This window comes from Sphingomonas pseudosanguinis (genome assembly GCF_052056765.1).
Taxonomy (GTDB): domain Bacteria; phylum Pseudomonadota; class Alphaproteobacteria; order Sphingomonadales; family Sphingomonadaceae; genus Sphingomonas; species Sphingomonas pseudosanguinis.
In genome coordinates this window covers 1313401-1329333 of sequence record NZ_CP189888.1, presented here as the reverse complement: position 1 = coordinate 1329333, position 15933 = coordinate 1313401, and the positions used below count along the sequence as shown (strand labels likewise).

Annotated in this window: 16 protein-coding genes and 1 tRNA gene; 12 read left to right on the top strand and 5 right to left on the bottom strand. The window is 66.5% G+C overall.

The window, feature by feature from the left end; all coding sequences use genetic code 11:
* Nucleotides 1-83: 83 nt before the first annotated feature.
* The 4 genes from fabF to fabD form a co-directional block, all read right to left on the bottom strand.
* Complete coding sequence (fabF, locus tag ACQHGV_RS06030; RefSeq protein WP_440979799.1) at nucleotides 84-1340, bottom strand: beta-ketoacyl-ACP synthase II; 1257 nt, start codon at nucleotides 1338-1340, stop codon at nucleotides 84-86.
* A 122-nt stretch (nucleotides 1341-1462) separates the two neighbouring features.
* Nucleotides 1463-1699 (bottom strand): acyl carrier protein, encoded by a 237-nt coding sequence (locus ACQHGV_RS06025; RefSeq protein ID WP_007403554.1) that lies wholly within the window; start codon nucleotides 1697-1699, stop codon nucleotides 1463-1465.
* Between the two features lie 131 nt (nucleotides 1700-1830).
* Nucleotides 1831-2571: a 3-oxoacyl-[acyl-carrier-protein] reductase gene (gene fabG / locus ACQHGV_RS06020; protein ID WP_440979798.1), complete on the bottom strand. Its 741-nt coding sequence runs from the start codon at nucleotides 2569-2571 to the stop codon at nucleotides 1831-1833.
* A 204-nt stretch (nucleotides 2572-2775) separates the two neighbouring features.
* Nucleotides 2776-3735: an ACP S-malonyltransferase gene (gene fabD, locus ACQHGV_RS06015; protein ID WP_440979797.1), complete on the bottom strand. Its 960-nt coding sequence runs from the start codon at nucleotides 3733-3735 to the stop codon at nucleotides 2776-2778.
* Nucleotides 3736-3992: 257 nt separating this feature from the next.
* On the opposite strand from fabD, the gene rpsF reads away from it, so the two are divergent.
* From rpsF to ACQHGV_RS05995, 4 genes are all read left to right on the top strand, one after another.
* Nucleotides 3993-4403, top strand: a complete 411-nt coding sequence (gene rpsF, locus ACQHGV_RS06010; RefSeq protein ID WP_183950674.1) for a 30S ribosomal protein S6 — start codon at nucleotides 3993-3995, stop codon at nucleotides 4401-4403.
* A complete protein-coding gene (gene rpsR, locus ACQHGV_RS06005) occupies nucleotides 4403-4627 on the top strand; it encodes a 30S ribosomal protein S18 (RefSeq protein ID WP_007403456.1) in 225 nt (74 codons plus the stop codon). The genes rpsF and rpsR overlap by 1 nt, the downstream gene beginning before the upstream one ends.
* A 13-nt stretch (nucleotides 4628-4640) precedes the next feature.
* Nucleotides 4641-5234 (top strand): 50S ribosomal protein L9, encoded by a 594-nt coding sequence (gene rplI, locus ACQHGV_RS06000; protein WP_183950673.1) that lies wholly within the window; start codon nucleotides 4641-4643, stop codon nucleotides 5232-5234.
* A gap of 522 nt (nucleotides 5235-5756) precedes the next feature.
* A complete protein-coding gene (locus ACQHGV_RS05995; RefSeq protein WP_440979796.1) occupies nucleotides 5757-6971 on the top strand; it encodes a tetratricopeptide repeat protein in 1215 nt (404 codons plus the stop codon).
* 16 nt (nucleotides 6972-6987) lie between these two features.
* On the opposite strand, the gene mutL is transcribed toward ACQHGV_RS05995, so the two are convergent.
* Nucleotides 6988-8775 (bottom strand): DNA mismatch repair endonuclease MutL, encoded by a 1788-nt coding sequence (gene mutL / locus ACQHGV_RS05990; RefSeq protein WP_440979795.1) that lies wholly within the window; start codon nucleotides 8773-8775, stop codon nucleotides 6988-6990.
* Between the two features lie 134 nt (nucleotides 8776-8909).
* Here mutL and ACQHGV_RS05985 point away from each other — a divergent pair, with 134 nt between their 5' ends.
* The 8 genes from ACQHGV_RS05985 to ACQHGV_RS05950 all read left to right on the top strand — a co-directional run bounded on the left by ACQHGV_RS05985 (nucleotide 8910) and on the right by ACQHGV_RS05950 (nucleotide 15848).
* On the top strand, nucleotides 8910-9950 hold the full coding sequence (locus tag ACQHGV_RS05985; protein WP_007403442.1) for a rod shape-determining protein: 1041 nt from the start codon (nucleotides 8910-8912) through the stop codon (nucleotides 9948-9950).
* Nucleotides 9951-9974: 24 nt separating this feature from the next.
* Nucleotides 9975-10844, top strand: coding sequence for a rod shape-determining protein MreC (gene mreC, locus ACQHGV_RS05980; protein WP_440979794.1), 870 nt, complete (start codon nucleotides 9975-9977; stop codon nucleotides 10842-10844).
* Entirely contained in the window at nucleotides 10841-11365 is a 525-nt protein-coding gene (locus tag ACQHGV_RS05975; RefSeq protein WP_409791086.1) for a rod shape-determining protein MreD, read from the top strand. Before mreC ends, ACQHGV_RS05975 begins: the two co-directional genes overlap by 4 nt.
* A gap of 2 nt (nucleotides 11366-11367) precedes the next feature.
* Nucleotides 11368-13437 carry a penicillin-binding protein 2 gene (gene mrdA / locus ACQHGV_RS05970; protein WP_440979793.1) on the top strand — a complete coding sequence of 690 codons (2070 nt, stop codon included), beginning with the start codon at nucleotides 11368-11370 and terminating at the stop codon, nucleotides 13435-13437.
* Entirely contained in the window at nucleotides 13434-14546 is a 1113-nt protein-coding gene (rodA, locus tag ACQHGV_RS05965) for a rod shape-determining protein RodA (RefSeq protein WP_440979792.1), read from the top strand. The genes mrdA and rodA overlap by 4 nt, the downstream gene beginning before the upstream one ends.
* Nucleotides 14547-14660: 114 nt before the next feature.
* Nucleotides 14661-14736: transfer RNA gene (locus tag ACQHGV_RS05960), tRNA-Lys, on the top strand.
* 81 nt (nucleotides 14737-14817) lie between these two features.
* Nucleotides 14818-15180, top strand: a complete 363-nt coding sequence (locus tag ACQHGV_RS05955; protein ID WP_183950666.1) for a DUF6481 family protein — start codon at nucleotides 14818-14820, stop codon at nucleotides 15178-15180.
* A complete protein-coding gene (locus ACQHGV_RS05950) occupies nucleotides 15177-15848 on the top strand; it encodes a spermidine synthase (RefSeq protein WP_440979791.1) in 672 nt (223 codons plus the stop codon). The genes ACQHGV_RS05955 and ACQHGV_RS05950 overlap by 4 nt, the downstream gene beginning before the upstream one ends.
* Nucleotides 15849-15933: the final 85 nt, after the last annotated feature.

Here is a 15933-nt window from a genome sequence, read left to right as displayed (position 1 = left end):
CGTTCAGCCTGAACGCAGTCGAAGGCCACGGGAATTCCCCAGGACACAAGCACCCCGCCCCGCACGAACGGCGGTTGGACCGATCAGATCGCCTTCATCACCAGCGAGGCATTGGTGCCGCCGAAGCCGAACGAGTTGTTCAGCACCGCCTTCACCTCACGCTTCTTGGCCTTATGCGGCACCAGGTCGACGCCCTCGGTGCCCTCATCGGGATTGTCGAGGTTCAGCGTCGGCGGCACGATCTGGTCGCGCAGCGCCAAGATGCAGAAAATGCTCTCCACCGCACCGGCACCGCCCAGAAGATGGCCGATCGCCGACTTGGTGCTCGACATCGACGCCCCCGACAGGTCGTCGCCGAACACGCGCTTGGCGGCGGCCAGCTCGATCGTGTCGGCCATGGTCGAGGTGCCGTGCGCGTTGATATAGTCGATGTCCGACGGCTCCATGCCCGCCTTGCGCAGCGCCATGCGCATCGCATTCTCGGCGCCCTTGCCCTCGGGATGCGGCGCGGTGACGTGATAGGCATCGCCCGACAGACCATAGCCGACGACCTCGGCATAGATCTTCGCGCCGCGCGCCTTGGCGTGCTCATATTCCTCGAGCACGATGACGCCCGCGCCCTCACCCATCACGAAGCCGTCGCGCCCTTTGTCATAAGGGCGGCTCGCCTCGGTCGGACGATCGTTCATGCTCATGTTGAGCGCGCGCGCCTGAGCAAAGCCCGCCACGCCCAGCGGGTTGATGGTGCTTTCCGCACCACCGGCCAGCATGATGTCGGCATCGTCGTCGCGGATCATGCGCGCCGCATCACCGATCGAATGCGCGCCGGTCGAGCAAGCGGTCACGACCGCATGATTCGGCCCCATCAGACCGTATTTGATGCTGACCTGACCCGAGATCAGGTTGATCAGGCGACCATGAACGAAGTGCGGGCTGACCCGGCCGGGGCCGCGCTCATGCAGGTTGACCGATTCGATCTCGATGCCCGGCAGACCGCCGATGCCCGAGCCGATCGACACGCCCGCGCGAAGCTTGGTCGCTTCGTCCATCTCGGTCAGACCGGCATCTTCCAGCGCCTGTCCGGCGGCGTCGATGCCATAGACGATGAACGGATCGACCTGACGCTGGACCTTGTGGTCGACGCGCTTGTCGGGATCGAAGCCATATTCATGATCCTTGGGCTTCACTTCGCACGCGATGGTGCATTTCTGCCCCGTGGTATCGAAGCGGGTGATCGTCCCCGCACCGGACTTGCCGGCGATCAGATTGGCCCAGGCGGTTTCCACGTCCGCGCCCAGCGGCGTGACAAGACCCAGACCAGTTACGACAACGCGCCGCATATTCCACTCCATCTCATACGAAAACGGCTCCCCGCCCGCTATGTCGGGGTCGGGGAGCCGCTTGAAACCTGGCCTTTGGCGGCCTGTTCGGCCCGCATCATCTGCGGGCCGAGGCCCCGGAATTAGGCCTTGTTCTCGTCGATATACGTGATCGCGTCCTTGACGGTCGTGATCTTCTCGGCGGCATCGTCCGGAATCTCGACACCGAACTCTTCCTCGAACGCCATGACGAGCTCGACGATGTCGAGGCTGTCGGCACCGAGGTCGTCGATGAAGCTCGCGTCCTCGGTCACCTTGTCGGCTTCGACGCCGAGATGCTCGACGACGATCTTCTTCACGCGGTCGGCGGTCTCGCTCATGGTAATCCCTTCTCGTAATTCATCGGGGGTTGGTAATTCCTGAACGCACGTAGAACGCGCGCTCTTTTCTGGCAAGCCCGTCCAGCGACGGACTTGGACCAGGATACGCTCATTCGTGGCAAATATGCCTTTTACAGCATCGCCATGCCGCCATTGACGTGCAGCGTCTGGCCGGTGACGTAGCCCGCCTCCTTCGACGCGAGGTATACGACCGCCGCGCCGATGTCCTCGCCCTTGCCCAGATCGCCGGCCGGAATCTTGCCCAGCAGCGCGGCCTTCTGCGCCTCAGGGAGAACGTCGGTCATCGCCGAGCGCATGAAGCCCGGCGCGACGCAGTTTACGGTGACGTTGCGGCTGGCGAGTTCCTGCGCCACCGCCTTCGACATGCCGACGATCCCCGCCTTGGACGCGGCATAGTTCGCCTGGCCCGGATTGCCGGTCGCGCCGACGATCGAGGTGATCGAGATGATGCGGCCGAAGCGCGCCTTCATCATCGGCTTGGCGGCGGCGCGGATCAGGCGGAAGGTCGCCTCCAGGTTGACGCTGATGACCTGATCCCACTCCTCATCCTTCATCCGCATGGTCAGGTTGTCGCGGGTCACGCCCGCATTGTTGACCAGGATGTCGAGTTTGCCGCCCAGCGCCTCGACCGCCTGCGGGATCAGCGCATCGACCGCGGCCGCGTCGGACAGGTTGCACGGCACCGTGACATGATCGCCGCCCAGCTCGGCGCGGAATGCCCCCAGCTTGTCGACATTGGAGCCCGAGAGCGCCAGCTTCGCCCCCTGCGCCGCCAGCGCCCTGGCCACCGCCGAGCCGAGGCCACCCGATGCGCCGGTCACGAGGGCGGTCATTCCTGTAAGATCGAACATTTGAGAATCCTCATGAAGTCGGTTCGCCCGGAGGCGGAAATGCTGGGGCGCTATATCAAGGCGCCCATTCCTCCCCAAGCTCGCTTGGGGAGGGGAACCGCCGCGAAGCGGTGGTGGAGGGGCAGGACGGACCGCCCAAGCCCCTCCACCACGCCCTGCGGGCGCGGTCCCCCTCCCCATCATGCGATGGGGAGGAATTGAAAATCAGAGCTTGGCGAGAAGCCCCTCAATATCGTCCATCGTCACAACGGTGACCGCATCGACGTCCGGAGCGATGCGCTTGACCATGGGGGCGAGCACCTTGCCGCCGAACTCGACGAACTGCGTGACACCCACACCTTCCATCGCCAGCACCGATTCGCGCCAGCGGACCATGCCCGTCACCTGCGCCACCAGCAGCGCGCGGATCGCGCCCGGATCGGCGACCGGCGCCGCCTCGACATTGGCATAGACCGGCACCAGCGGCGCACGGATCGTCGCCTCGGCGAGCGCGGCGTCCATCGCGTCGGCGGCGAGCTGCATCAGCGGGCAGTGGAAGGGCGCCGACACCGGCAGCAGGACGGCACGCTTGGCGCCCAGGTCCTTGGCGAGCGCCACCGCCTTTTCGATCGCGGCGCGATGGCCGGAGATCACGACCTGCGAAGGATCATTGTCGTTAGCGACGGCGCATACCAATTCCTCACCGCCCTCAGCCAGGATCGCATCGACCGCCGCACCCGCGATGGTCTTGGCCTTTTCCAGATCCGCGCCGAGCAGCGCGGCCATCGCCCCCTCACCCACCGGCACCGCCGCCTGCATAGCGCGACCGCGCAGCTTCAGCAGGCGCGCCGTGGTCGGCAGGTCGATCGCATCCGCCGCGCACAGCGCCGTATATTCGCCCAGCGAGTGACCCGCGACGAAATCGGCCTTCTCCGACAGGCGGACGCCGCCCTCCTTCTCCAGCACCCGCAGCGTCGCAATGGCGTTCGCCATGATCGCGGGCTGCGCATTCTCGGTCAGGGTCAGCTCGTCGGCGGGGCCTTCGACCATCAGGCGATAGAGATGCTGGCCCAGCGCCTCGTCGACCTCCTGGAACACCTCGCGGGCGACCGGGCTCGCCTCGGCCAGCGCCTTGCCCATGCCGACGGCCTGGCTGCCCTGGCCCGGAAAGATGAATGCACGCATGTTCGTATCTGCCATGAAACAGTAATAGGATGGCCCGCGCGGTAGAAAGGTCGCCCGCCGCTGGCAAGTGCACGCCCCCTTCCCCGCTTGCCTTTTGCCGCCAAATCGCTATGAGCCAGCGCACCATTGGGCGGGAAGCACCTGCTTCACCCGCCCTCATGCCATTTTGGCGTGACGGTATTGAAGTATGGAAGACAGCCGGAGGGGTGTTCCACATGGGGTGGGCATCAGCGATCGGCCAACATAAGGTAAGCTGCATGGCTCTTTACGAGCACGTGTTCCTTGCGCGCCAGGATCTGGCACAGGCGCAGGTGGACGCGCTGGCGGAAGCCGCCACGAAGATCGTCGAGGACAATCAGGGCAAGGTCGTGAAGACCGAGACCTGGGGCCTGCGTTCGCTGGCGTACAAGATCGCCAAGAACCGCAAGGCGCATTACGTCATGCTCGAAATCGACGCCCCCGCCGGTGTCGTCGCCGAGCTGGAGCGCCAGACCCAGATCAACGAAGACGTGATCCGCTACATGACCGTCAAGGTTGACGGCCATGAGGACGGCCCGTCGGTGATGATGCGCAAGCAGGAGCGCGACCGCGAGCGTCGTGCCGATCGTGGCGAACGCCCCGACCGCGCTGACCGCCCCCGTCGTGATCGTGAAGAGGAAGCCGCATAATGGCCCGCCCGTTTTTCCGTCGCCGCAAGAGCTGCCCCTTCTCTGCGAAGGACGCGCCCCGGATCGACTATAAGGACGTCCGTCTGCTCCAGGGCTTCGTGTCCGAGCGCGGCAAGATCGTGCCTTCGCGCATCACCAGCGTGTCGGCCAAGAAGCAGCGCGAACTGGCCCAGGCCATCAAGCGCGCCCGTCACCTGGGCCTCCTGCCCTACGTCGTGAAGTAAGGAGTCCCATAAGATGGACGTTATTCTGCTTGAGCGCGTCGAGAAGCTCGGCGCCATCGGCGACGTGGTCACGGTGAAGGACGGCTTCGCCCGTAACTTCCTGCTGCCGCGCAAGAAGGCGCTGCGCGCCAACGAAGCCAACAAGAAGGTGTTCGAGGCCAACCGCGCCCGCATCGAAGCCGACAACGCGAACCGTCGCGCCGAGGCCGAGGTCGAGTCGAAGACCTTCGAGAACGCCACCGTCACCCTGATCCGTCAGGCGTCGAACGTCGGCCAGCTGTATGGCTCGGTCGCGGTGCGTGACCTGGTCGAGGCGCTGGTCGCCGATGGCCACAAGGTCAACAAGAGCCAGATCGTGCTCGACCGTCCGATCAAGGCGATCGGCGTGTACGACGTGCGCGTCGCGCTTCACCCGGAAGTGGCCGTGACCGTCAAGGTCAACGTCGCCCGCTCGCCGGAAGAAGCCGAGATGCAGGCGCAGGGCGTCGACGTCATGGCCTCGATGTTCGAGCGTGACGAAGCCGGCTTCACCGAGGATTACGATCCCAACGCAGAGCCCGGCGCCACCGCCGAGGTTCAGCCGGAGCAGGAAGAAGCGCAGGGCTAAGCCCCAGCGCTTCGGCCTGAAGCCGATAAGGAAAGGGCCGTCCGGCATGTCCGGGCGGCCCTTTTTTGCGTCTTGGGAGACGGCAACGTGATGCGCGGCGCGCCGGCCACGCGGAATGGCGTTACGGACAGGCTACGCAGGCGCTGACAACGGCAGCCAGCGGGATGAGCGCGAAGATGATGGCCATGACGTGCTTCATGATCTGACTACCTACCTGTCGATGGTCGATTAAATACACGACCGAGTGTAAAAGTTTCGTTACGGTAAACGCCCGAACGATAAAAATCTCAACTCATCGTCCTATGGGCTCGGCTCACCGTCCGATCAAGTACCGGTTAAACTCGATCAATCGCTTTTGATATGCCGCAGCACGCGCTGGCACCGCGTTCAAAGGGTTGGACATCCCCATTGGGTAAAGCGGGATGACGCCTCGACAACAGGCGGTGATCGGGCTGGGGGCCCATCGGCATGCCCGGAGCCCATGATTGCATTGCGCCCCTATTGAAGCCAGAACGGGGCGGCATGTTCGACGACGTTCCGACCAGGGCTTGGCTTCTTCTCCTCATCGCCATCGTCGCCTGGATGCCTATGCGATATATTGTCCGCCATCTCGCGGCGACGGCCACCCAGCGAGACATTACGCAAGCTCCCGACGATCTCTCATGGCGTTCAACGGCGATGCTCATCAAGAGCGTCGCGGCCGTCATGGCATTGGCGGCCTTTGCCCTTTTCATCTTCACGCCTTCGGCAGAGGCGTTCGCCCGATCGCCCAGTTTCTATCCCTTGTTCCTCCTGGCCGGGGCCGCCCTCGCCATGTGGTCCGTTATCCAGGGTTTCACGACCGGCCGTATCGAACCGTGGATGCGCGGCCTTTCGCGCGAATTCACGCGAGCCGACGATCCCAACCGCTACTGGATGTCGATGGGGTGGAACGCCCTTCTGAGCGGCGGGGTTCTCGTCTTCGGCATACAGACTTTGCTCGACGTCCCCAAACAGGCGCTTCGCGATCACTGTTACGACCGAAGGGATGAATGGGCACCAACGGAGGTAGCCGCGGCCTGCAACACGTTGCTTGACGGGAATGCAGGAGAGGACCGCCCTACCATATTGGCCGCACGGGGCTCGGCCTATTATCGCATGGGGGACTATCGCCGCGCCGAAACCGACTATGCCGCTGCCATTCAGTTAGACCCGAAGGCGGACGCCTTCCATTATAATCTGGGTCTCGTTCACGACCAGCTTGGCGATCGGAAGCGTGCCATTGCCGCTTATAGCGCCGCCATCGCGATCAATGCCGAGAACACCGACGCCTATCGCAATCGCGCGTCCGATTATCTGCAGACCGGCGGGTTCGATGCGGTAATCTCAGATGCCACCATTATTCTCGCCAGCAAGCCCGGCGACTTGCAGGCGCTGGTACTGCGCGGGATCGCCCATGCCTGGAAGAGAGATGCCACGAACGCCGAACGGGACTTCGCAGAAATCCGCAAGATCGATCCCGCGAACCTCGGCATCATCCATGGTGAGAGCATCCTTGCCCTTCAGCGCGGCGATTTACGCGAGGGCGTAAGACTGCTGAGTCTGTCCATCGCTCGCAATTCCCGCAACCTATGGCCACTGTCCATGAGGGCCGAAGCGTATCGCCGCCTGGGCGAATGGGACAAGATGAACGCCGACCTCGCCACCATCCGCCGCCAACAGGAGGCGTCGAAACACCTTAGCCCATCCACGACATAATAAGGGACGCAGCCCCCTACTTCCGCCCGAACAGCTTCTCGATATCACCATGCTGCAGCTTCACCCAGGTCGGGCGGCCATGATTGCACTGGCCCGAATGCGGAGTGACCTCCATTTCGCGCAGCAGCGCGTTCATCTCGGCGACCGAGAGGATGCGGCCCGCGCGGACCGAGCCGTGGCAGGCCATCGTCGCCGCCACATGGTCCAGCCGTTCGCGCAGGGACAGCGCCTGATCGAACGCGGCGAGTTCATCGGCGAGATCGCTGACCAGCCCCTTGGGGTCGCCCTGCCCCAGCAGCGCGGGCGTGGAGCGGACCAGCATCGCGGTCGGGCCGAAGCGTTCGAGGTCCAACCCGAACTCGGCCAGTTCCTCGGCGCGCGCCTCCAGCCGATCGCACGCGGGTTCGTCCAGCTCGACCACTTCGGGGATCAGCATCGCCTGTGACGCCACCCGCCCGCCGGTCAGCGCCGCGCGCATCCGTTCCAGCACCAGCCGTTCGTGCGCGGCATGCTGGTCGACCAGCACCAGCCCGTCCTCGGCCTCGGCGACGATATAGGTCTTGGCGACCTGGCCGCGTGCGACGCCCATCGGATATTGGCGCACTTCGGGCGGCGGCGCGAAGGCCGGCTCGGCGCGGGCGAGCGGCGGGGGCGCGGCGAAGCCGGGGCGCGGGGCGAAGAGCGACTGGCGCTCCATCACCCGGCTCTCGGGCGCGGCATGGCTCCAGTCATCGACGGGCGGCGGCGGCATGGCGGACGCCGGCAGGCTCTCGGCCTGCCACATCGTCAGCGCCGAGTCCGATGGGCGCTGGACGCTGCGATGCCCGGCCTCGTCGAGCGCGCGACGCAGGCCCGAGACGATCATGCCGCGGATCAGCGCAGGGTCGCGGAAGCGGACTTCGGTCTTGGCCGGATGGACGTTCACATCGACTTCGGACGGCGGCATATCAAGGAACAACGCGACGACCGCATGACGATCGCGTGGCAACATCTCGGCATAAGCCCCTCGAATCGCGCCCATCAGCAAGCGGTCACGGACCGGACGGCCATTGACGAACAGATATTGATGGTCCGCGATGCCCCGGTTGAAGGTCGGCAGTCCCGCCACCCCGCCCAGGCTTATCGAATCGCGTACCCAGTCGATCGCCACCGAATTTTCCGCCAGCGCGCGGTCGGTCAGCCCGGCCACCCGCCCCGGCCGCTCCTCACCGCCAGGCACGGTCAGGACGCGGCGGCCGTCATGCTCCAGCGTGAAGGCGATGTCGGGCCGCGCCATCGCCAGGCGGCGGACCATGTCGAGACAGGCGGCATATTCCGAACGCGGCGAGCGCAGGAACTTGCGCCGGGCGGGAACCCGCGCGAACAAGTCCTCCACAACGATCCGGGTGCCCGGCGGCACGGCGGCGGGGCCGTCGCGCAACACATCGCCGTTGTCGACGACGCGGCACCAGCCGTCACGGCCCGCCGGGCGGCTCTCGATCGTCACCCGTGCGACGCTGGCGATCGAGGGGAGCGCCTCACCGCGAAACCCCAGCGTCACGACCGCTTCGATCGCTTCGTCGGGCAATTTGGAGGTGCAATGCCGCTCCAGCGCGAGCGCCATGTCGTCGGCCGACATGCCGCATCCGTCATCGGCCACCTCGATCCGGCCGACCCCGCCCTGGCTAAGAACGATTGCAACGCGGGCGGCGCCCGCATCGATCGAATTTTCGACCAGTTCCTTCAACGCACTGGCGGGCCTTTCCACCACTTCACCGGCCGCGATACGATTGACGAGATGGGGAGGCAGACGCCGTATTGACATGCGGCAAACCCTAGCCCAAGCGACGGCATCCCGCGACCCCGCAAATGACGGTGCAGGTGCCTGTAACGGCTCTTGGCGGCGGTTCGGGATATGAGTTACGCCCACCCGGTCCACCAGACGGAACGAAAGCCTCGATGCCCCTGCCCCGCTTCCTGAAATTCATGTCGCAAGACATGGCGATCGACCTCGGCACCGCCAACACGGTGGTCTATGTCCGCGGACGCGGCATCGTGCTGAACGAGCCGTCCGTCGTCGCGGTCGAGACGATCAACGGCATCAAGAAGGTCAAGGCGGTCGGCGACGACGCCAAGCTGATGATGGGCAAGACCCCGGGCAATATCGAGGCGATCCGTCCGCTTCGCGACGGCGTGATTGCCGACATCGACGTCGCTGAACAGATGATCAAGCACTTCATCCTGAAGGTGCATGGCCCCCGCAAGTTCGCGCGCTGGCCCGAAATCGTGATCTGCGTGCCGTCGGGTTCGACCAAGGTCGAGCGCCGCGCGATCCGCGACGCCGCCTCGAACGCCGGCGCCAGCCAGGTCTTCCTGATCGAGGAGCCGATGGCCGCCGCGATCGGCGCCGACATGCCCGTCACCGAGCCGATCGGCTCGATGGTCGTCGACATCGGCGGCGGCACGACCGAAGTCGCGGTGCTGAGCTTGCGTGGCCTCGCCTACACCACGTCGGTACGTGTCGGCGGCGACAAGATGGACGAGTCGATCGTTTCCTATGTCCGCCGCAACCACAATCTGCTGATCGGCGAAGCCACCGCCGAGCGGATCAAGCAGGAAGTCGGCATCGCGCGTCCGCCGGCGGACGGCATCGGCGTGACGATCCAGATCAAGGGCCGCGACCTCGTCAACGGGGTTCCGAAGGAAATCTCGATCAACCAGGGCCAGATCGCCGAAGCGCTGTCCGAACCGGTGGCGACCATCGTCGAGGGCGTTCGCGTCGCGCTGGAAAACACCGCGCCCGAACTGGCCGCCGACATCGTCGATCAGGGTATCGTCCTGACCGGCGGCGGTGCGCTGCTCGAAGGGCTGGACGAGGTGCTGCGCGACGAGACCGGCCTGCCGGTGACTGTCGCCGAGGACCCGCTGACCTGCGTCGCGCTGGGCACCGGTCGCGCGCTGGAAGACCCGATGTATCGCGGCGTCCTGCTGAACGGCTAACCTCCAGCATAAGGGGACCGGCGCATGGCGCCTGCCCGCGACCGTCGCACCGGGTTTTCGCGACGGCGGCAATATGGAGCTTTCCTGGCCTATGTGCTCGCGGTGGCGGGTGCGGTGGTGGGCGCAGTGCTGCTTGTCGCATCGACCTTCAACCCGCCCGCCTTCGGCGCGCTGCGCATGACGCTGGGCAGCGTGACCGCCCCCATCTCGGGCGCGTTCGTCGCGGTCGGCGACGCCGTCAGCGGCGTACCCGACACCATCGGCCATTATTTCTTCGTGCATGACGAGAATGCGCGGCTGCGCGCCGAGCTGGAGCAATCGCGCAAGCTGCTCCAGACCGCGCGCACCATCGCCTATGACAATCGCCGCCTGCGCCGGTTGCTGGCGATCCGCGACCGCACCGCCGACACCGTCGCCGTCGCCCGGCTGGTCAGCTCGACCGGATCGAGCGGCCGTCGCTTCGCGCTGCTCAATGCCGGTCGCTGGCAAGGCGTGATGCCGGGCATGGGCGTGCGCGGGCCGGAAGGTCTGGTCGGCCGCGTGACCGAGGCCGGTCCGGCGGCGTCCCGCGTGCTGCTGCTGACCGATCCCGAAAGCATTATCCCCGTGCGCCGCACCCGCGACGGCATGCCCGCCATCGCGGTCGGGCGCGGCGACGGCACGCTCGACGTCCGTTCGGTGGCCACCAATGTCCGGCTGGCCAAGGGCGAGCTGTTCGTGACCTCGGGCACGGGCGGGCTGTACGCCCCCAACATCCCCGTCGCCCGTATCCAGACGGCCGGTGGCGATGTGGCGGTCGCCAAGCCGTTCAGCCATCCCGACACGCTCGATTTCGCGATCGTTCAGCGCGCCTTCATGCCGATGCCGCCACCAGCGCCGGCACCCCGGCCGTGACCCTCGACCATTACAACCCCTTCGACCCCGGACTGCCCCCGTCACGCGCCCGCGCGCTGCCCTGGCTGACCGTGATGGCCGGTTCGCTCGTCGCCATCGTGCCGGTGGTGGCGATCGTGCCGTTGCAGCCGCCCGCCGGCCTGCTCATGCTGCTCGCCTGGCGGCTGGTGGCGCGGTTCGCGCTTCGGCTCTGGGCCGCCGCGCCGCTGGGCCTGTTCGACGATCTGCTGTCGGGCCAGCCGCTGGGGTCGGCGATGCTGCTCTGGTCGCTGACCTCGCTCGCCATCGACCTGTTCGAGCATCGGCTCGTGTTCCGCGATTTCTGGCAGGACTGGCTGATCGCCAGCGGTGCCATCGCCTTCTGCCTGATCGCGGGGCGCTTCATCGCGGTGCCGGTCGGTGCGCAGGTCGATGCGCCGCTGATCATCCAGATCGCCATCACCATCCTGCTTTTCCCAATGGCGACGCGGCTGGTGGCATGGATCGATCGCAAACGCGGGCGACATGAGGTAGGGGCCTGAGCATGGATCGCCCCGGCCGGATCATGACCGAGGCCGCGCAGGCCTATAGCTTCTCACGCCGCGCCTTCGTTCTCAGCGCGGCGCAGGGCGCGGTCGGCTTGATGCTGGCCGGTCGTATGGCGTGGCTGTCGATCGCGCAGAACGAGAAGTATAATCTTCTCTCCGAGAGCAACCGCGTCAACACGACGATGATCCCGCCGCGCCGGGGCTGGCTGATCGACCGGCACGGCACGCCGATCGCCAACAACCGCACCGATTTCCGCGTCGACATCATTCCCGACCGGTTGGAGGACAAGGACCGGGTGCTGGGCCTGCTCCGCCAGATCCTGCGGCTGGACGACGAGGCGATGGAGCGCATCCGGCTCGACCTGGAACATGCCGCCGGGTTCCAGCCGGTGCAGGTCGCCGAGCGGCTGGACTGGGACCGGTTCGCCGCGATCAGCGTCCGCCTGCCCGAACTGCCCGGCGTCCAGCCGACGCGGGGCTTCGCCCGCTTCTATCCCGCCGGGCCGGCGGTCGCGCATCTGACCGGCTATGTCGGCACGCCCACCGCCGAACAGTTTAAGGCGACGCGCGACCAGCTGCTCGTCACCCCCGGCTTCAAGCTGGGCAAGGACGGGCTGGAAAAGATGCTGGAGCCGTATCTGCGCGGCAGGCCCGGCGCCAAGCGGGTCGAGGTCACCGCGCGTGGCAAGGTGGTGGCCGAACTCGCCACCCGCCCGGACGTGCCGGGCCGCAATATCCGCCTGACCATCGATGCGGGGCTTCAGGAATATGCCGCGCGCCGGCTGGGCACCAATTCCGGCTCGGCGGTGGTGCTCGACTGCCGCACCGGCGAGACGCTGGCGATGGTGTCGATGCCCGCCTATGACCCCAACAGCTTTTCGGACGGGATCAGCCATCTGGAATGGGCGATGCTGTCGGAAAACGACCATGTGCCCTTGATGAACAAGGTGACGCAGGGCCTTTATCCGCCCGGGTCGACGGTCAAGCCGATGAACGGCCTGGCGCTGCTGGAGGCCGGGGTCGGCGCCAATGACCGGGTGCTGTGCACCGGCGCGATGCGGGTCGGCACCGGCGTCTTCCACTGTCACAAGCGGGGCGGGCACGGTGCGCTCAACCTGAAGGGCGCGATCGAGCAGAGCTGCGACATCTATTTCTACGAGATGATCCGGCGCATGGGCTATGACCGGATCGCGCCGGTCGCGCGCATGGTCGGGCTGGGCCAGAAATTCGACCTGCCGCTCAACACGCAACGTTACGGCACCGTGCCCGATTCGGCATGGAAGCTGAAGAAATACAAGACGAAATGGACCGTGGCCGATGGCCTGAACGCGTCGATCGGCCAGGGTTATGTGCTGGCCAATCCGCTGCAACTGGCGGTGATGGCGGCACGCCTGGCGTCCGGGCGGGCGTTGCAGCCGAGCCTGTTGGCGCATCAGGTCCATCTCGATTCCCCCGCCCTGCCCGTCTCGTCCGAGCATCTGGCGGTGGTGCGCGACGCCATGTTCGGCGTGGTCAATCAGGGCGGCACGGGTGGCGCGGCGCGAATGCTGGTGCCCGGCGTCTCGATCGCGGCCAAGACGGGCACCGCGCAGGTTCGCCGGATCACCATGGCCGAACGGCGCATGGGCGTGCTCAAGAACGGCCAGCTACCCTTCAAGCTGCGCGACCACGCGCTGCTCGTCTGCTTCGCGCCCGCCGACAATCCGCGCTATGCCGCCGCCATCGTGCTGGAGCATAACGGCCATACCGTGCGCAATCTCGACGCGCCGCTGATCGGGCGCGACATCATGACCTATCTGTTCGACCGCGACCGCGCGCTCGCCTCGCTGGCGGAAGGCGAGCCGACCTGGGGCGGCGACATCATGACGCGGATGCGCGCCGAGGAAGCGGCCTATCGCGCCGCGCAAGCGCCCAAGCCCGCCTCCGTCGCGACCAAGACCGATGCGGGGGCCGCCACCGACGCCCCGGCGGTCGAGGCCGCGACCAACGTCGCCGACGCCCAGGCCGAGGCGATGGCGGCAAGCCCCAACGAACCCCGCGCGGACGCGGTGGAGCCCAATCCATGAGCGGTCCGCGCATCATCCCCGAACCGATCGCCCAGCTGCCCTGGCGCGTAATCCTGTTGGTGCTGGCGATCGGCTGTTTCGGACTGGTCGTGCTCTATTCGGCTGCCGGCGGCTCGCTGACCCCCTGGGCCAAGCCGCAGGGCGTGCGCTTCTTTGTGTTGCTGGGCGGATCGCTGCTACTGTCGCGCCTACCGCTCGATCTGTGGCGGCGGATCGCGATACCGGGCTATGCCGTGCTGGTCGTGGCACTCGTACTGGTCGAACTGCTCGGCGCGGTGCGCGGGGGTAGCCAGCGATGGCTGGATGTCGGCTTCATCCGGCTCCAGCCTTCCGAATTGATGAAGCTGTTCATGGTTCTGGGGGCGGCGCGCTTCTACGAACTGATGCCGCCGGCCGAGACGCGGCGCTTCTCCGGCATATGGCCGGTCGCCGCGATGATCGCGGTGCCCGCCGGACTGGTCATGAAGCAGCCCGATCTGGGCACCGCGTTGATGATCTGCGCGGGCGGTGCAACGGTCATGTTCCTGGCGGGCGTACCGCTCCGCCTGTTCATCGGCGGCGCGATGGGGCTGGCGGTGCTGGCCCCGCTGGCGGTCAATTTCGTGCTGCACGATTATCAGCGCAACCGCGTGCTGATCTTCCTCGACCCCGAAAGCGATCCTTTGGGCACCGGCTATCATATCAGCCAGTCGAAGATCGCAATCGGTTCGGGCGGCATCTGGGGCAAGGGGTTCCTGAACGGCACGCAGAGCCATCTCGACTACCTCCCCGAAGGGCATACCGACTTCGTCTTCGCCACCATGGCGGAGGAATGGGGTCTGGTCGGCGGATGTTTCCTGATCCTCGCTTTCCTGCTCGTCATCCGCTGGGGCCTGAACGTCGCGCATGCGGCGCAGAACCGCTTCGCGCGGCTGACCGCCGCCGGGCTGTCCACGACGATCTTCATCTACGTCATGGTCAATCTGATGATGGTGATGGGCCTGGCGCCGGTGGTCGGCATCCCCCTGCCGCTGGTCAGCTATGGCGGGTCGTCGCAGATGACCGTGCTGCTGTGCCTGGGCATCCTGATGGCGATCGACCGCGAAAATCGCCGTTCGACGCGTTGGTAGGGCAAAATCGACGATTTCGGCCAAAAAGCGTTTGCAAAGATCGGCGAGAGTGCTAAAGGCGCGCCTCCCGATCGCGAGGCGGGTCGCAAGACCGATGCTTCGATCGTGGCAAATGGACGCATAGCTCAGTTGGTAGAGCAGCTGACTCTTAATCAGCGGGTCCTTGGTTCGAGCCCAAGTGCGTCCACCAGTTTCTCCAACGGCTCCGCGAACAATCGCGGGGCCGTTGTGCATTGGGGCTATCCGCCCCCTCCAGCGGGATAGATGATTGATGGCAGGCTATAAGGTTCCCGGTTTCTCCGATCGTGCAGCGGCCTCGCGCGAAGCCAAGGCGGCGGCGCTCGAGCGTCTGCGCAACAAGGCCGCGCCCGATCCGGCGGTCGTCGCCGCCCGCGCCGCCGCGCGCGAAGCCAAGGCCGCGGCCGAGGCCGAGCGCCGCGCCGCGCACAAGGCCGCGATCGAGCAGGAAAAGGCCGCTCGCGAGGAAGCCCGCGCCAAGGCGGCCGCCGAAGCCCAGGCCGCTGCCGAAGCCGCCGCGGCCGCCGCGCGCCCACCGGTCGTGCCCACCGCCGCCGAGCTGAAGGCCGCGCGCGACGCGCGTTACGCCGCACGCAAGGCACGCCAGGGCAAATGACCCCGCGCGAGCTGCTGGGCGTTGCCGAGGTGCCCGGCGGCGAGCCGCTGCGACTCTTCCGTCGCGGCGGCGACTTCATGATCGTGCTCGACCGCAACGAGCTGATGAGCACGCGGATGAGCGGCTCAGAGGTGGCGCTCGGCACCATGACCTGCGACCGGCTGGGCGACCGGCCGGCGCCGCATCTGTTGATCGGCGGCTATGGCATGGGCTTCACGCTGCGCGCGGTGCTGGCCCGGCTCGGGCCGAAGGCGCATGTGACGGTGGCCGAGCTGGTGCCGGGCATCATCGAATGGGCGCGCGGTCCCATGGCCGCCCTGACCGACGGATGCCTGGACGACCCGCGCGTGACGCTGGCCATGGGTGATGTCGGCAACGCCATCTATGCCGGGCGTGGCCAGTATGATGCCATCCTGCTTGACGTCGACAACGGCCCGGACGGCCTGACCCGGCCCGCCAATGACGGGCTCTATTCGGCGCGTGGCCTGGACGAGGCGCGGATCGCACTGCGGCCCGGCGGCGTCCTGGCGATCTGGTCGGCGGCGCCGGACCCTGTCTTCACTCGTCGACTGGGTCGGGCGGGTTTCACCGTCGACGAGGTCAAGGTCCGTGCGCGCGAGAATGGAAAGGGCGCGACGCACACGATCTGGTTCGCCACGCCGCGTTGATGTTCGCAAGACATTAAAGCGTGACGACGTCGCATTGAATCAACGCGAGCCTCTCCCCTTCAGGGGAGGGGTCGGGGTGGGGCGT

Excerpts from the sequence above, each read along its gene's own strand:
- rplI (WP_183950673.1), top strand. The coding sequence starts at position 4,641 with ATGGACGTTATTCTGCTTGAGCGCGTCGAGAAGCTCGGCGCCATCGGC.
- rpsF (WP_183950674.1), top strand. The coding sequence starts at position 3,993 with ATGGCTCTTTACGAGCACGTGTTCCTTGCGCGCCAGGATCTGGCACAG.
- ACQHGV_RS05995 (WP_440979796.1), top strand. The coding sequence starts at position 5,757 with ATGTTCGACGACGTTCCGACCAGGGCTTGGCTTCTTCTCCTCATCGCC.
- fabD (WP_440979797.1), bottom strand. The coding sequence starts at position 3,735 with ATGCGTGCATTCATCTTTCCGGGCCAGGGCAGCCAGGCCGTCGGCATG.
- mrdA (WP_440979793.1), top strand. The coding sequence starts at position 11,368 with ATGGATCGCCCCGGCCGGATCATGACCGAGGCCGCGCAGGCCTATAGC.
- ACQHGV_RS05950 (WP_440979791.1), top strand. The coding sequence starts at position 15,177 with ATGACCCCGCGCGAGCTGCTGGGCGTTGCCGAGGTGCCCGGCGGCGAG.
- rodA (WP_440979792.1), top strand. The coding sequence starts at position 13,434 with ATGAGCGGTCCGCGCATCATCCCCGAACCGATCGCCCAGCTGCCCTGG.
- fabF (WP_440979799.1), bottom strand. The coding sequence starts at position 1,340 with ATGCGGCGCGTTGTCGTAACTGGTCTGGGTCTTGTCACGCCGCTGGGC.
- mreC (WP_440979794.1), top strand. The coding sequence starts at position 9,975 with ATGGCGCCTGCCCGCGACCGTCGCACCGGGTTTTCGCGACGGCGGCAA.
- rpsR (WP_007403456.1), top strand. The coding sequence starts at position 4,403 with ATGGCCCGCCCGTTTTTCCGTCGCCGCAAGAGCTGCCCCTTCTCTGCG.
- ACQHGV_RS05985 (WP_007403442.1), top strand. The coding sequence starts at position 8,910 with ATGCCCCTGCCCCGCTTCCTGAAATTCATGTCGCAAGACATGGCGATC.
- ACQHGV_RS05955 (WP_183950666.1), top strand. The coding sequence starts at position 14,818 with ATGGCAGGCTATAAGGTTCCCGGTTTCTCCGATCGTGCAGCGGCCTCG.
- fabG (WP_440979798.1), bottom strand. The coding sequence starts at position 2,571 with ATGTTCGATCTTACAGGAATGACCGCCCTCGTGACCGGCGCATCGGGT.
- mutL (WP_440979795.1), bottom strand. The coding sequence starts at position 8,775 with ATGTCAATACGGCGTCTGCCTCCCCATCTCGTCAATCGTATCGCGGCC.
- ACQHGV_RS06025 (WP_007403554.1), bottom strand. The coding sequence starts at position 1,699 with ATGAGCGAGACCGCCGACCGCGTGAAGAAGATCGTCGTCGAGCATCTC.